Genomic DNA, 13612 nt, shown 5'->3' on the forward strand with positions numbered 1-13612 from the left:
ACCTCTAGGACTCCCGAGTACAATAGAGGTAGAGCCATGCTGAGACTTCAGAACGTCACCTGCCGCTTCGGAAAATTCGTGGCTATCGACGACGTGAACCTAGAGATACCGCAGGGCCAGATGGTGGGTGTCATCGGTCGATCGGGCGCTGGAAAATCGACCTTGCTGCGCATGGTCAACCGGCTGGTCGATCCGTCCGAGGGTTCCATCGTGTTCGACGGCGTCGACGTGGCAAAGCTCCGCGGCGCGCGGCTCCGCCGCTGGCAGCGCGACTGCGCGATGATCTTTCAGCAGTTCAACCTCGTGCCGCGCCTGGATGTCCTCACGAACGTCCTGCTCGGAAGGCTCAACCATCGTTCCACGGTAACAAGCTTCCTCGGCATGTTCTCGCGCCAGGAGCGGGCGATGGCGATCGCCGCCCTCGAACGGCTTGATATAGCCAAGACCGCCTTGCAGCGGGCAGGAACGTTGTCCGGTGGTCAGCAGCAGCGCGTGGCGATTGCCCGGGCGCTGATGCAGGAGCCGAAAGTGGTTCTGGCCGATGAACCGATTGCTTCCCTCGATCCGCGCAATGCTCAAGTCGTGATGCAATCGCTGCGCGATATCAATGAGCAAGAGGGACTGACGGTCATCACCAACCTGCACACGCTCGATACGGCGCGCAATTTCTGCGAGCGGATCATTGGTATGCAGGCTGGACGTGTTGTGTTCGATGGATCGCCGGACGATCTGACGGAGGCGGCCGCCCGCCGCATCTATGGTGTCGATGGCGTCAAGGACGCTTATTCGGAGTCGATCACATCGACGAAAATCCGAGTGGAAGCGCCGAAACCAATTCCGGAACTAGAGGCGATTCTGGCGGCGCGATAGGCGTCGCCCGCTCGCTTCAAATAGCAAAAGTCACATCAAAAACACCGTTTGACAGGAGAGAAGATCATGTTGTTCAAGAAGGCACTGCTCAGCGCCATCGCGCTTGGCGCAATGTTCGCCGGTTCGATTGCGCGTGCGGAAAACCTCGAAACCTTCCGCGTAGGCATCATCGGCGGCGAGAACGAAGCCGACCGGCTGCGCAATTACCAGTGCATCGTCGACCAGCTCCCCAAGGCGATCGGCGTAAAGGAAGTCAAGCTCTTCCCGGCGACCGACTATGACGGCGTGATCCAGGGGCTTCTCGGCGGCACGCTCGATTATGCCGAACTCGGTGCATCCGGCTTTGCCAAGATCTACCTGACAGACCCGAAGGCGGTGGAACCGATCCTGACCACGATCCAGACCGATGGCGCCACCGGCTATTACTCGATCATGGTTGCCCGCAAGGATAGCGGGATCAAGACGCTCGCCGACGCCAAGGGCAAGAAGCTCGGATTTGCCGATCCGGATTCGACGTCCGGCTACCTGATCCCGGTCACGTCGCTGCCCAAGGATATCAAGGCGCCGGTCAAGGAATATTTCGGTGAAACCGGCTTCGGCGGTGGCCACGAGAATCTCGTCCTGGCCGTCAAGGACGGCAAGTTCGATGTCGGCACCACTTTCGGTTCGGGCGTCGGCGACTTCAGCGAAGGCTACACATCCGGCAATCTGCGCAAGATGGTCGACAAGGGCATCATCGACATGAAGGACTTCGTCGAAGTCTGGAAGTCGCCTCTGATCCCGAATGGCCCGATCGTCGTGCGTACGTCGCTCGACGCCGACATGAAGTCGAAGTTCAAGAAATTCATGCTTGATCTGCCGAAGACCGATCCGGCCTGCTTTGCCGCCACCATGGGTGGGGATTTCAAGGCCTATACCGAGGTCAACACCGAGTTCTATCAGCCCATCATCGACGCTCGCAAGGCGCAGATCGGCGGCTGATATTGCCACTTCATCGACGGCCGGCGCTCTCCATGGCGCCGGCCGTAACGTCGTGCATCAAGGTGTTTCATGACTGACCGGACCGTACCAGACCTTAGCCCGGAGGGCTTGCAGATCGAGCGCCATTGGCGCGAACTCTCGGGGCGCCGCCGCGCCTATTCCTGGCTCATCGGTCTCGGCCTGTTGCTCGCCGTGTCGGGGTCGCTATGGTTCGCCAACGAGTCCAATGCAGGCAAATTTCTCGACAGATTGCCGCATTTCTTCGATTTTGCCGGCGATCTCATCCCGCGCGACGGCTGGGAGGTGTGGCGGGCGCTTTTCGACCTGCCGTCGCCCTATTTCGATGGAAGCCTGAAATATGATTACCCTGAGGGGCGGGTATACCTGTTCGGACCGGTCTATCTCCCCGAATATTTCTACAAGATGCTCGAGACGCTGAACATCGCCATCGTATCGACGCTGGCTGGATTCGTGCTCGGCTTCCTCCTGTGTTTCCTGGCGGCCAAGAACCTCGTTCGCAACGGTTTTGTCCGTTTCGTCGTGCGCCGCTACATGGAAATATTGCGGGCGTTTCCCGAGATCGTGATTGCCGGTTTCTTCGCGGCGATTCTTTCGCTAGGCCCGATTCCGGCCATGCTGGCTGTCGGAATTCATACGATCGGCGCGCTGGGCAAGCTGTTCTTCGAGGTGGTCGAAAATGCCGATATGAGGCCTGATGAGGGGCTTCGTGCTGCCGGCGCCAATTGGTTCGAACGGGTCGGGTTCGGCATCATTCCGCAGGTCATGCCGAATTTCATCTCCTATGCCTTGCTGCGGCTGGAAATCAACGTGCGTGCATCGACGATCATCGGCGCCGTGGGTGGCGGCGGGATCGGCGAAGAATTGCGTCTGTCGATCGGCCGCGGTCACCAGGCAAAGACATTGGCCATCGTTCTCCTGCTTCTCGTGACAATCATCGTCGTCGATCAGTTTTCGGCCTGGCTGCGCCGCAAACTCGTCGGGGAGCAGGCCTTTGGCTTCGGAGGCAAACCAGCATGAGCGCTTCTGTTTCAATCGCGGAATATGAGAGCCGCTATCCGGAGGTGTTTCGGCCGTCGCTGTGGAAGCGTTTCGCGCCGCTGCTTATCCTGGCCGGGGTGATCGTCTATTTCATCTATTGCTGGTGGTTCTTCTCGGTCGGCTCGGTGCTGGCATCGGGACAGTGGCAGCGGGCTGAATATTATGCGCGCGATTGGGTCTCCTATGCGGTGAGGGCGACTATCCGCACCAATTCTGCCCGGCCGACCATCTCCTATCCGCGGTTCTCGGAGCTTGGCGACAATCCCGACCCAGCCTGGATCGCGCAGCGGGACGGGCAGGCCATCGTCGATTTCGGTTCGGATTCGAGCCTGGCGATCCAGCGGGGACGTGTCGTCGTGAACCATGATGGCGAGACGCTGGAAGTGTTGACCGAATCGGACAAAGTCGTGCCGCAAGGGAATTTGCCTTCCTGGGCTACCGCCGAGGAGGATGAAGTCAGCGTGAATTTCGGTTTCGCCGGTCAGGCGGACATACTGGCGGAGCGGGTGGTCATCAGCCGGCGCTTCTTCGGCTGGGCCAATTTCGTATTCGATACGGCGTCGCCATTCTGGAACAAGTCCCTCGGCGAGGTGGCGTCGCTCATCGTCAGCGGAGAGCGTATAAAGCCGGAAATGTCCAATCTTGCGCTCGCCTTCGACAATATCTGGTACAATTCATCCTGGCAGCACGGCGATGTGTGGACCAAGCTCCTGCAGACCATCGTCATGGCCTTTGTCGGCACGCTTCTGGCCACGCTGTTGTCATTTCCGCTGGCGTTCATTGCTGCGCGCAACATCACGTCGAGCAGGCTGGCAAACCAGCTGACCAAGCGGTTCTTCGATTTTCTGCGTTCGGTCGATATGCTGATCTGGGCATTGTTCTTCACGCGCGCTTTCGGGCCGGGTCCGCTGGCAGGTATCGCTGCCATTTTCTTCACCGATACGGGCACGCTGGGCAAGGTCTATTCCGAAACCCTGGAGAACATCGATGAGAAGCAGCGCGAAGGCGTAAGGTCCGTGGGTGCGTCTCCTGTCAACGTCCAGCGCTATGGTGTCGTGCCCCAGGTCATTCCGGTGTTCGCAAGCCAGGCGCTGTATTTCTGGGAATCGAATACACGATCCGCGACGATCATCGGTGCGGTCGGAGCCGGCGGAATCGGGCTGAAATTGTGGGAAGCGATGCGGACCAATACGAACTGGCACAATGTTGCCTATATGGTGCTGCTAATCTTGCTCGTAATCTTCATCTTCGACAATGTCTCGAATGCTTTGCGCTCCCGGCTGATGGGTGATTCGAGGACGCACCGCTCGTGATCACGCTGGTTGGCTGGTCTTGGGCAGCAGATGGCGAGGAGTTTTCAGAGGAACCAAATGCGCTACGCACTCTATTTCACGCCCCCCTCCAGCGATCCGCTGCTCAAGGTCGCGGCGAACTGGCTTGGACGCAATGCCTTCTCGGGCCAGCCCGTTCGCGCGCCGCTTATTCGTGACCTGGCGCATGAGGCTTTCGAGAGGCTGGTGGAGGCGCCGCGGCGCTACGGCTTTCATGCCACGCTCAAACCTCCGTTTCATCTTGCGGAGGGGCTCGAAGAGCGCGAGCTATTATCGGATCTCATGCATTTTGCATCGTCGATCGAACCATTCGAGATTCCGCGATTGGAGATTGGCTGTATCGACGGGTTCTTTGCGCTGGTACCCGACGCGCCCGTTCCGGAGCTCAACCAGCTGGCCAATGATCTGGTCGTGGCGTTCGACCGCTTCCGCGCGCCGCCAAGCGAGCAGGAGATTGCAAGACGCCGGCCGGAACGATTGAGCCAGGCCCAACGCGACAATCTCAAGCGGTGGGGTTATCCCTATGTGTTCGAGGATTTCCGCTTCCACATGACGCTGACCGGTCAGGTGCCGGAGCATGAGAGAGACAAGGTCGAGCGGCTCGTCCGGGATTTCATCGAGCCTGTACTGGAGGAGCCGGTGGAGGTTAACAATATTGCGCTTTTTACCGAGGCGGAGCCCGGTGCACCGTTCGAAGTACATTCCCTGCATCCGCTTGCAGGCACAAGAAAGAGAAAGTCCGCCTGAAATGCCCGAAACTGTTCTGAAAAATGCGAAAATCGTGCTGGAAAACGAGATCATCTCAGGCTCCTTGAGCATCAAGGACGGCCTTATCCACGATATATCGACCACGACCAGCGTATCCGGCGACGATTTCGAAGGCGATTTCCTCATTCCGGGATTGGTCGAATTGCACACGGATCATCTCGAAGGCCATTACATGCCACGGCCGCGGGTACGCTGGAACCCGATCGCCGCGGTGCTTGCCCATGATGCGCAGATCGCGAGTTCCGGCATAACCACCGTGTTCGACGCTTTGCGGGTCGGGCTCGACGAGGATGCGGACATGACCGCTGCCGAGATGCGCAAGCTGGCCGACGCCATCGAGGACAGCGTGCATCAGGGCCGCCTTCGCGCTGATCACTATTTCCATTTGCGTTGCGAGGTCTCAGCCGAGGATTGTCTCGAAGGCTTCGGCCTTTTCGAGAATGACGAGCGGGTCAAGCTTGCTTCGCTCATGGATCATGCTCCCGGGCAGCGGCAGTTCGTCGATCTCGAGACCTATGCCTATTACTACCAGCGCAAGCTGAAGCTCTCGGACCCCGATTTCAAGCTCTTCTGCGAGAAACGCATGGCGCAATCGGCGGCGAATTCCGATCCGCAACGCCGCGCCATCGCAGAGTTGTGCCGCAAACGCGGGATCGTGCTCGCCAGTCATGACGACGCCACGCAGGCGCATGTGGATGAGGCCATCGAACAGGGCATCCAGGTTGCCGAATTCCCGACGACGATCGAGGCTGCCGCCGCATCCAAGAATGCGGGCATGTCGGTCTTGATGGGCGCTCCGAATATCGTCAGGGGCGGCTCGCATTCGGGCAATGTGTCGGCGCGGGAACTGGTGGAGCACGGGCACCTCGATATTCTGTCGTCGGACTATGTGCCGTTCAGCCTGATCCAGTCGACATTCGTGCTGGGCGAGGCCAGCGGGAATATCGGATTGCCAGAGGCGATCAAGCTCGTGACGAAGAACCCTGCCGAGGCCGTCGGACTGAACGATCGCGGCACGGTGGCCGTGGGCAAGCGCGCCGATCTCGTGCGGGTGCGCGTGGATGAGCATATTCCGGTCGTGCGGACCGTTTGGCGAGAAGGGCGGCGGGTGGCCTGATGACTATCTCGATCTCTACGCAGGCGGGCGCGGCATCAGAAACGGTCCATGGCGGGGTATTCGTCGCTGTCGTCGGGCCGAGTGGCGCGGGCAAGGACACGATCATCGACTATGCACGCCGTTCGCTCGCGGAGGACCACCTTTTCCATTTCGTACGACGCGTCATCACGCGGCCATCGAATGCCGATGCTGAAGATCATGACACGATGAATGAGGCAGATTTCGCCAAGGCGAAGCTGGCGGGCGCATTTGCCCATCACTGGTCGGCCCATGGTCTGAGTTACGGCCTGCCGCAATCGGTCCAGGACGAAGTGGGGAAGGGATCAGTCGCCATCGCCAATGTCTCACGCGGTATCCTGCCGGAACTGAAGCGCAGTTATTCTCATTGCACGATCGTTCACATAACGGCTTCATTCGATGTTCTCGCCAGGCGTTTGGCGATGCGCGGCCGGGAAAATGCCGATGAAATCAAGCGCCGCTTGATGCGTGCAGCACCGACTGCCTGCGATCCGGATGATGCCATCATGATCGACAATTCGGCCAGTGTCGAAGAGGCAGGGGCACGTTTCGTCGCGATCCTGAAACAGAGCGCGAAGCAGCCGGCGGCTATGGTCTAGGCCGACAGGCTCAATCCCAGCGCCTGTCGGTTGTTCTAACGCCGCCGGCGCTTCAGCTTTCCTTTCCGATCGTGGTTCCAGCCTTGATATCCCGCCCAGAAGGATCCAGACGAGCGAAGCTGGCGCGAATGCGTGATAAAGTGTATCCCCCAAGGAGCCTGGTGTCCGGTCTTGATATCCTGTTCCAGGACCCGACATGTGGCAAAGGATACGAGCAGAAGTTTTGAGCAATGGCCGAGCGCGAGAAAAAAGTGAAGGATTACAAGGCGAACCGTTTCGCCGTGGCACCTATGATCGACTGGACTGACCGCCATTGCAGGGTGCTGCACCGGCAGTTCTCCCGCCATGCCCTGCTCTATACGGAGATGGTCGTAGCCGATGCCGCGATCCACGGCGATCGCAATCGGATATTGGGGTTTTCGGACGTGGAGCAGCCTGTTGCCCTGCAATTGGGCGGCTCGGACGCGACGAAACTGGCCGAGGCGGCCCGCATCGGCGAGGCAATGGGGTATGGCGAAATCAATCTGAATGTCGGTTGCCCTTCCGATAGGGTGCAGTCGGGAACGTTCGGCGCCTGCCTGATGAAGACGCCGGATATTGTCGCCGAATGCGTACGGGCCATGCGGCAGGCCGTCTCCCTGCCGGTAACCGTAAAGTGCAGGATCGGCGTTGATGATCAGGATGTGGAAAGTGCGCTCGACGATCTCGCCGGCATGGTCCACCGGGCGGGCGCCGACGCACTGTGGGTGCATGCCCGCAAGGCCTGGCTGAAAGGGCTGTCACCGAAGGAAAATCGCGAAATCCCGCCGCTGAACTATGACCGCGTCTACCGGTTGAAGCAAAACCACCCCGATTGGTTCATCGGTATCAATGGCGGCATCGAAACGCTCGAGCAGGCATCGCAGCACCTTGGCAAGGTCGATGGGGTAATGCTGGGCCGGGCGGCCTATCACAACCCGATGCTGCTCGCGGATGTGGATCGCACGATCTACGGAGATCCGCACCAGATTGGCTCCATGGATGACATAATCGAATATATGTGTGGCTATGCAGAGCGCCATATCGCGTCGGGAGGACGGCTTTCCCACGTTTCGCGCCATATGGTGGGCCTGTTTCACGGAGCGCCGGGAGCCAAGCGCTGGCGACAGCTACTGTCGACGGACGCGACTCGCCCGGGTGCCGGTAGCGATGTCATTCGCAGGGCATTCGAGTCTGTCCAGACTGCCTCGGTCGGCGAAGCTGCCTAGCCTGTCGACCGAGTCAATCGGACAGGATCAGACGATCGCCGCGAACCGAAAACCCGCTCAAGGAACTGAGGAAATTCATCCCGAGCAGGCTGCCGTCCATGAGGCCGTCGCGTACGACGACCGCCCTTAGCCTGCGCCGCTCGATGTCGCCGACCTTCACGCTGTCCAGCCTGATATTCGCAGCCTGGGCGAGGCCATTGGCCGTCATGACGGGGGTATTGTAGTCGAGCGCATCCGTATCGATGCCGGCCTGTCTGGCATCCTCGGCAGAAAGAACAATGGAGGAGGCTCCGGTATCGACCATGAATGGCACCGTCCGTCCATTCACCTCGCCGCGAACCTCGAAGTGACCATTGCCTGCCTTGGCCAAGGTGACCGTGACTGCCCCATCCGCGCTCGTCGTCGATAGCGGGCTGCCGGGGATCAGGCCTGCGGTCACGCGGTTGGCCACGTCCTGCAATTCGTAGCGATATTGGTAACCGGTGACCAGGACGAGGATGATCACCACCCAAGCGGCGAGGTTTCGTGCGATATGGCCAAGCGGGATGCCGGAGCCCAGAATTGCTGCGCCGAGCACGATTCCCCAGATGCCCATATAGGAGAGGCGGGCGAATTGATCATTGGCCAGTCCGAATGTCGAACCGGCATCATTATTGGCGACCAGCAGCAGGAGTACGCCGCCGATCAATGCGATCAATATCCAGAAGAGCCGCGGCATGATCAGTCCTCCAGCCTTTCCCGTGCAAGGCGGCGCCGTTTCGTTTCGCGCCGCGGAGGCCGTTCTACGTTTTCCAGCCGCGCCGGCAAGGCTGACATGATCTGCCTGCGGTTATCGGCGGACATGCTGATCCAATCCGAGATCTCCTGGCGCGTGCGGCCACAGCCAAAGCAGTAACCTGTCTTCGGATCAATGGCGCAAACCAGGATACAAGGGCTTTCAATCATGCTCATCGTTAAAGAGTGGGGCGCTCAAAGGCTGATGACAAGTCCAATTTGAAGTGCGATTGCGGAAACCTGCTGTATGGCGCCGAGCGTGTCGCCTGTCTGGCCGCCGATTTTCGCGCGGCAGATGGCTTGCAGTCCGAAATAGGCCAGCGCTGCGAGAATGCAGGCGGCAACAATGCCCGGGATGCCGCCGGCGACACCATATCCTACCACCAGGAAGGCGAACCCGATCAGAAGTGCGATATCAGCCTCGCGGCCGGTCGGAATGCCGGAACTGTCGGCAATGCCACCTGGCCGCACGGACGGCAAGGATTGCCAGAATTTTACCAGAACCGCGCGACTGGCGCTTTCTGTGGCGATGATGGCAAGCACAAGTTCAAAAAAGTCGAGTTCGTCGAGCAGTTCCGCGAGCAGGGCAATGCGCAATGACAGGCTGAGGATCAAGGCGATAACGCCGTAGGAGCCGACCGCGGAATCCTTCATGATCTCAAGACGGCGCTCGGTGGTTTGCCCGCCATAGAAGCCATCGGCCACGTCGGCCAATCCGTCCTCGTGCAGCGCACCGGTCGTGATGATCAGGGTGCCGACGACAAAGATCGCAACGACGAGTTCCGGCAGACCAAGGCTGCGCGTGCCTATCAATAGAACGAGGGCGGGGAGGGCAATCAGGGCACCGGCGAGGGGGAAGGCGCGGACGTTGGCTGAAAGAGCGCTCCCTTCATGCCCAAACCAGCCTGGTCCGACCGGAATGCGTGAAAGAAAGGCCAGTGCACGCATCGTCTGAGAAAGTAGGTCCATTTTGCCACCGCTCCTGCCCGCGACATTGCGGGTCGGTCACAAGTCTTTGCGTTTTCCGCCGCAGCGCTTATAGGACGGGAGCTTCCGATTTGCCATGAAGAGTTGAAGGATTATCATGACCACTGGCCTTCCATTTGACGATTTTCGCACATTGATCGAAACCTTGCCGGGGCCTGACGACGCGGCGGTCGCTGCGGTGCGCAAACGGGATGCCATGTTGACGAAGCCGCCAGGCTCTCTTGGGCGCATGGAAGAGATCGTAGAATGGCTGGCCGCGTGGAGTGGTCGGTCGCAGCCGCAGGTTACACGCCCGCTGGTCGCCGTATTCGCAGGCAATCACGGCGTAACCGCCAAGGGAGTTTCACCGTATCCTTCCTCGGTCACCATGCAGATGGTGGAAAATTTCGCTGCCGGCGGCGCCGCCATCAACCAGATCTGCATCGCCCATGATCTTGGCCTCAAGATATTCGATCTTGCGCTTGAATATCCAACCGCCGACATCACTGAAGAGGCGGCGATGGACGAGAAGACCTGCGCCGCAACCATGGCATTCGGCATGGAATCGATTGCAGGCGGCACGGATTTGCTGTGCATCGGCGAGATGGGAATCGGCAATACCACGATTGCGGCGGCGATCTGCCTTGCGCTCTATGGAGGCGCGGCGGAAGATTGGGTGGGACCGGGCACCGGCGCCGATGTGGACGGCATGAAGCGCAAGGTCAACGCGGTGAAAACCGCCGTTGAACTGCATTCTGCTCACCTCAAGGACCCACTCGAGGTGTTGCGCCGGCTTGGCGGGCGTGAAATCGCTGCAATCGTGGGTGCGATTTTGGCCTGCCGCGTGGAAAAAATCCCGGTCATCATTGATGGCTATGTCGCAACGGCGGCCGCCGCGATTCTGCATGCTGCCAATCCGGAAGCCATCGATCATTGCCTGTTTGGCCATCTCTCGGCGGAGCCCGCACATGGCCGACTTCTGCAGAAGCTGGGTAAGGCGCCGCTGCTTGCCCTCGGCATGCGGCTAGGCGAGGGCACGGGCGCAGCCCTTGCCGCCGGCATCGTCAAGGCTGCCGCGCTGAGCCATTCAGGCATGGCCACCTTCGAACAGGCGGGCGTCAGCAACCGCGCCTAGTCTAGGACGAGGGGCCTGCCAGGCAGGCCCATCTCCCGCTCAGAATTGTCTGCCGATCCTGGCGTCGACAGATTGGCTATTGGCACCGCGAATGAAAAAGAACAGCGTGATCGCCATCCACAGCATGGATTTCTCTGCTCCACTCATGCCTTCGCCGCGCACGACCCAGTGAAAATAGATCGTTACGGCGAGGACGATGGATGTTGCGAAGGCGGCGGGACGCGTCAACAGGCCAAGCGCCAGAAGGATGCCGCCAAAGAACTCCGTCGCTGCCAGAAGGGGTGACCAGAACACGCCCGGGTAGAAGCCCAGGCCTTCCACCATGCCGATCGCGCCGAACGGATTGGCGATTTTTCCGGATCCGTGCACGACCAGCAGGAGACCCGCAACCAGGCGGAGCAGCGTCTCCGCACTTTCGCTCAGCGGCGCATAGAAGCGCCCGAGCGCCGGTATGATCAGCGAATTGTTGGTTCTGGTTTCGGCCATGAAATACCCCTTGATGCGGAATTGGTTTCCGCAGCAATGGCAAAAGGTCGCGCCTGCGGCAAATAACGATGAATTGATGTCGCTCAGGCTGGCTTTGCCACCGCCTGCGCGATGCCGCCGAGCACGGCGTGAATTGCTGTTGTGTGACATCCTTGTTCATAAATGATCAAAACCACGCCGAATCGGTGTTGAATGCGGACGGCGTCCAGTCAGGCGGGGGGAAAAACGATGGGCCGCAGATATGGCAACGGCCGCAGGCGATATCACGCCCCGAGCCCTCGTCCCTCCATGGGGCGGAGACTCTGGGACATCTTGCTCGCAGTTGTGCTCTTGGTCCTGATCGCCGTCCTCGTGGTCAGGCTCGATCAATCGCCGAAAACCGTGACGCCAAGCGCGGCGCTTACCGGCAGGGCCTATGTGATCGACGGGGACACGATCTCGATAAACCGGATCCATATTCGATTGAAGGGCATTGACGCACCGGAACTGAAACAGACATGCGGCGCTGCAGCCCGGCCGTGCGGACAGGAGGCGAGGCAAAGCCTGATTCGCCTGATCGGCGGCAGGGATGTCCGTTGTTCGGAAGAAGGCCGGGATCGCTATGATCGGGTGCTTGCAATATGTCTTTCGGGCGAAACAGAACTCAATCGTTCGATGGTTGGCACCGGACAGGCTGTCTCCTATGGTGACTATGCTGGCGCCGAAATGGAGGCGCGTGCCAAATCGCTTGGACTTTGGAAAGGTGATTTTGAACGACCGAGCGACTGGCGCAGGCGCAACCAGGAGGTGGTTGACGATTTTGATCAGCCGGACGATGCGGCCACGACGTCGCTTGACCGACTGTGGAATTGGTTCGTTACGATGATGGGAGGAACAAGATGAAGCTCTATGACGGCGGCCGCGCGCCCAATCCCCGGCGGATACGCATGTTCCTGGCCGAAAAAGGCATCGAAGTGCCGTTGGTCCCTGTCGATATGTCGGGGATGCAGCACCGGTCGCCTGAGATTGGTGCGCTCAACCCATTCCAGCGGCTTCCCATTCTGGAACTGGATGATGGGACGATCATCACGGAGACAGTTGCAATCTCACGCTATTTCGAAGAACTGCATCCCGAGCCGCCGATGTTCGGCGTAGATGCGCTTGACCGGGCGCTGGTCGAGATGTGGCAGCGGCGCGTCGAACTGCACGTCTTCGTTCCGATTTCATCCGCGTTCCGCCACACTCATCCGGCAATGGTCGAGTGGGAAGTGCCGCAAATTCCCGCATGGGGCGAGGCTAATCGTGAGAGGGCCAAGGACGCGCTGCGGGTGATGAATGATCAATTGGCGACGCATGAATTCATCGCCGGGGACCGCTATACCATCGCCGACATTACCCTGCTCGCAAGCGTCGATTTCATGAAACCGGCAAAGATCGCGATGCCCGACGACCTCGCCAATCTGCGCCGCTGGTATGAAATGGCTTCGAACCGCCCGAGCGCGAAGGCTTGAATTGACTGAACGTGACCAGGATCTCGCCGCCTTGGCGGCTCGTATCAGGAGTTGCAGAATCTGCCGCGACGCACCGCGACACGCTCCGCCGCTCGCCTTCGAGCCAAATCCAGTCTGCGTGGCATCATCCAAAGCGCGAATTTTGATCAGCGGGCAGGCACCCGGCATTCGCGTCCACGATACCGGCATTCCATTCAACGATCCGTCCGGCGACAGGCTGCGCGACTGGCTGGGAGTGGACAGGTCGATCTTCTACGATTCGAACAATTTCGCCATCGTGCCCATGGGCTTCTGTTTCCCGGGATATGATGCCCTGGGGAGCGACCTGCCGCCAAGGCGCGAATGCCGCGAGACGTGGCATGATGCACTGTTTGCGCTAATGCCCCAGGTGGAACTCATTCTCGCCATAGGGCAATATGCGCAGGCCTACCATCTCGGCTCGAGACGGTTGTCCGGCATGACCCGGACGGTCTCGAACTGGCGCGAATATTTCTACCAGGGCGATCGACCGGCGATATTGCCATTGCCTCACCCCTCATGGCGCAACAGCGGATGGTTGAAGAAAAACCCCTGGTTCGCGCAAGACGTGCTGCCGGTTCTCAGGCAGACGGTGCAAAATCTAATATCCTAGCAAATGGTGCGAATTTTTTTCGCTTTGTGGAAACAATAGAATAATTTTCTTGTACGTCCGCAGTTTATCAGCTCATAAAGTATCCCATTCCACAGCTGGTGTTTGCATTCGCAAATACATGCGTATCGAAGAGCAGAGTT

16 protein-coding genes are annotated in these 13612 nt (G+C 59.5%); 12 read left to right on the forward strand and 4 right to left on the reverse strand.

Annotation, left to right across the window (positions count from 1 at the left end; genetic code table 11):
• Positions 1-36 precede the first annotated feature (36 nt).
• From phnC to dusA, 8 genes are all read left to right on the forward strand, one after another.
• Complete coding sequence (phnC, locus tag OSJ75_RS01945; protein ID WP_267226560.1) at positions 37-870, forward strand: phosphonate ABC transporter ATP-binding protein; 834 nt, start codon at positions 37-39, stop codon at positions 868-870.
• 69 nt (positions 871-939) lie between these two features.
• Positions 940-1851, forward strand: a complete 912-nt coding sequence (gene phnD / locus OSJ75_RS01950) for a phosphonate ABC transporter substrate-binding protein (protein WP_250014380.1) — start codon at positions 940-942, stop codon at positions 1849-1851.
• A 69-nt stretch (positions 1852-1920) separates the two neighbouring features.
• The gene (phnE, locus tag OSJ75_RS01955; protein WP_267226562.1) at positions 1921-2889 is read left to right on the forward strand and encodes a phosphonate ABC transporter, permease protein PhnE; all 969 of its coding nucleotides are present in this window, start codon (positions 1921-1923) and stop codon (positions 2887-2889) included.
• Positions 2886-4223: a phosphonate ABC transporter, permease protein PhnE gene (phnE, locus tag OSJ75_RS01960; protein WP_267226564.1), complete on the forward strand. Its 1338-nt coding sequence runs from the start codon at positions 2886-2888 to the stop codon at positions 4221-4223. The genes phnE (OSJ75_RS01955) and phnE (OSJ75_RS01960) overlap by 4 nt, the downstream gene beginning before the upstream one ends.
• Positions 4224-4280: 57 nt before the next feature.
• Complete coding sequence (locus OSJ75_RS01965) at positions 4281-4988, forward strand: DUF1045 domain-containing protein (protein WP_250013521.1); 708 nt, start codon at positions 4281-4283, stop codon at positions 4986-4988.
• A 1-nt stretch (position 4989) separates the two neighbouring features.
• Positions 4990-6126, forward strand: coding sequence for an alpha-D-ribose 1-methylphosphonate 5-triphosphate diphosphatase (locus tag OSJ75_RS01970; protein WP_267226566.1), 1137 nt, complete (start codon positions 4990-4992; stop codon positions 6124-6126).
• Complete coding sequence (phnN, locus tag OSJ75_RS01975) at positions 6126-6743, forward strand: phosphonate metabolism protein/1,5-bisphosphokinase (PRPP-forming) PhnN (protein WP_267226569.1); 618 nt, start codon at positions 6126-6128, stop codon at positions 6741-6743. The genes OSJ75_RS01970 and phnN overlap by 1 nt, the downstream gene beginning before the upstream one ends.
• A 230-nt stretch (positions 6744-6973) precedes the next feature.
• Positions 6974-7990: a tRNA dihydrouridine(20/20a) synthase DusA gene (gene dusA, locus OSJ75_RS01980; protein WP_267226571.1), complete on the forward strand. Its 1017-nt coding sequence runs from the start codon at positions 6974-6976 to the stop codon at positions 7988-7990.
• Between the two features lie 13 nt (positions 7991-8003).
• Here dusA and OSJ75_RS01985 read toward each other — a convergent pair whose 3' ends face one another.
• Genes OSJ75_RS01985 through cobS form a run of 3 tightly spaced genes read right to left on the reverse strand, consistent with a single transcriptional unit; the run spans position 8004 to position 9733 of the window.
• On the reverse strand, positions 8004-8708 hold the full coding sequence (locus OSJ75_RS01985; RefSeq protein WP_267226573.1) for a TIGR02281 family clan AA aspartic protease: 705 nt from the start codon (positions 8706-8708) through the stop codon (positions 8004-8006).
• 2 nt (positions 8709-8710) lie between these two features.
• Complete coding sequence (locus OSJ75_RS01990) at positions 8711-8941, reverse strand: DUF1289 domain-containing protein (RefSeq protein WP_250013529.1); 231 nt, start codon at positions 8939-8941, stop codon at positions 8711-8713.
• An 18-nt stretch (positions 8942-8959) separates the two neighbouring features.
• A complete protein-coding gene (gene cobS / locus OSJ75_RS01995; RefSeq protein ID WP_267226576.1) occupies positions 8960-9733 on the reverse strand; it encodes an adenosylcobinamide-GDP ribazoletransferase in 774 nt (257 codons plus the stop codon).
• Between the two features lie 112 nt (positions 9734-9845).
• Between cobS and cobT the strand changes: the two genes are divergently transcribed.
• Positions 9846-10865, forward strand: coding sequence for a nicotinate-nucleotide--dimethylbenzimidazole phosphoribosyltransferase (cobT, locus tag OSJ75_RS02000; RefSeq protein ID WP_267227027.1), 1020 nt, complete (start codon positions 9846-9848; stop codon positions 10863-10865).
• A 39-nt stretch (positions 10866-10904) separates the two neighbouring features.
• Here the strand turns inward: cobT and OSJ75_RS02005 are convergent, their stop codons facing one another.
• The gene (locus OSJ75_RS02005; protein ID WP_267226579.1) at positions 10905-11351 is read right to left on the reverse strand and encodes a DoxX family protein; all 447 of its coding nucleotides are present in this window, start codon (positions 11349-11351) and stop codon (positions 10905-10907) included.
• 192 nt (positions 11352-11543) lie between these two features.
• Here OSJ75_RS02005 and OSJ75_RS02010 point away from each other — a divergent pair, with 192 nt between their 5' ends.
• The 3 genes from OSJ75_RS02010 to OSJ75_RS02020 are packed head-to-tail and all read left to right on the forward strand — an operon-like array spanning position 11544 to position 13472.
• Complete coding sequence (locus OSJ75_RS02010) at positions 11544-12233, forward strand: thermonuclease family protein (RefSeq protein ID WP_267226581.1); 690 nt, start codon at positions 11544-11546, stop codon at positions 12231-12233.
• Positions 12230-12841, forward strand: coding sequence for a glutathione S-transferase family protein (locus OSJ75_RS02015; protein WP_267226584.1), 612 nt, complete (start codon positions 12230-12232; stop codon positions 12839-12841). The genes OSJ75_RS02010 and OSJ75_RS02015 overlap by 4 nt, the downstream gene beginning before the upstream one ends.
• Positions 12804-13472 (forward strand): uracil-DNA glycosylase family protein, encoded by a 669-nt coding sequence (locus OSJ75_RS02020; RefSeq protein ID WP_267226586.1) that lies wholly within the window; start codon positions 12804-12806, stop codon positions 13470-13472. The genes OSJ75_RS02015 and OSJ75_RS02020 overlap by 38 nt, the downstream gene beginning before the upstream one ends.
• The last annotated feature ends 140 nt before the right edge of the window (positions 13473-13612 follow it).

It is taken from the genome of Phyllobacterium sp. 0TCS1.6A, from assembly GCF_026420825.1.
Taxonomy (GTDB): Bacteria; Pseudomonadota; Alphaproteobacteria; order Rhizobiales; family Rhizobiaceae; genus Phyllobacterium.

Bases quoted from the DNA above. Each gene is read 5' to 3' on its own strand.
- OSJ75_RS01965 (WP_250013521.1), top strand. From the start codon at position 4,281: ATGCGCTACGCACTCTATTTCACGCCCCCCTCCAGCGATCCGCTGCTC.
- OSJ75_RS01985 (WP_267226573.1), bottom strand. From the start codon at position 8,708: ATGCCGCGGCTCTTCTGGATATTGATCGCATTGATCGGCGGCGTACTC.
- phnE (WP_267226562.1), top strand. From the start codon at position 1,921: ATGACTGACCGGACCGTACCAGACCTTAGCCCGGAGGGCTTGCAGATC.
- OSJ75_RS02020 (WP_267226586.1), top strand. From the start codon at position 12,804: ATGAAATGGCTTCGAACCGCCCGAGCGCGAAGGCTTGAATTGACTGAA.
- phnC (WP_267226560.1), top strand. From the start codon at position 37: ATGCTGAGACTTCAGAACGTCACCTGCCGCTTCGGAAAATTCGTGGCT.
- phnE (WP_267226564.1), top strand. From the start codon at position 2,886: ATGAGCGCTTCTGTTTCAATCGCGGAATATGAGAGCCGCTATCCGGAG.
- OSJ75_RS02015 (WP_267226584.1), top strand. From the start codon at position 12,230: ATGAAGCTCTATGACGGCGGCCGCGCGCCCAATCCCCGGCGGATACGC.
- OSJ75_RS02005 (WP_267226579.1), bottom strand. From the start codon at position 11,351: ATGGCCGAAACCAGAACCAACAATTCGCTGATCATACCGGCGCTCGGG.
- cobS (WP_267226576.1), bottom strand. From the start codon at position 9,733: ATGGACCTACTTTCTCAGACGATGCGTGCACTGGCCTTTCTTTCACGC.
- phnN (WP_267226569.1), top strand. From the start codon at position 6,126: ATGACTATCTCGATCTCTACGCAGGCGGGCGCGGCATCAGAAACGGTC.
- OSJ75_RS01970 (WP_267226566.1), top strand. From the start codon at position 4,990: ATGCCCGAAACTGTTCTGAAAAATGCGAAAATCGTGCTGGAAAACGAG.
- OSJ75_RS01990 (WP_250013529.1), bottom strand. From the start codon at position 8,941: ATGAGCATGATTGAAAGCCCTTGTATCCTGGTTTGCGCCATTGATCCG.
- OSJ75_RS02010 (WP_267226581.1), top strand. From the start codon at position 11,544: ATGCGGACGGCGTCCAGTCAGGCGGGGGGAAAAACGATGGGCCGCAGA.
- dusA (WP_267226571.1), top strand. From the start codon at position 6,974: ATGGCCGAGCGCGAGAAAAAAGTGAAGGATTACAAGGCGAACCGTTTC.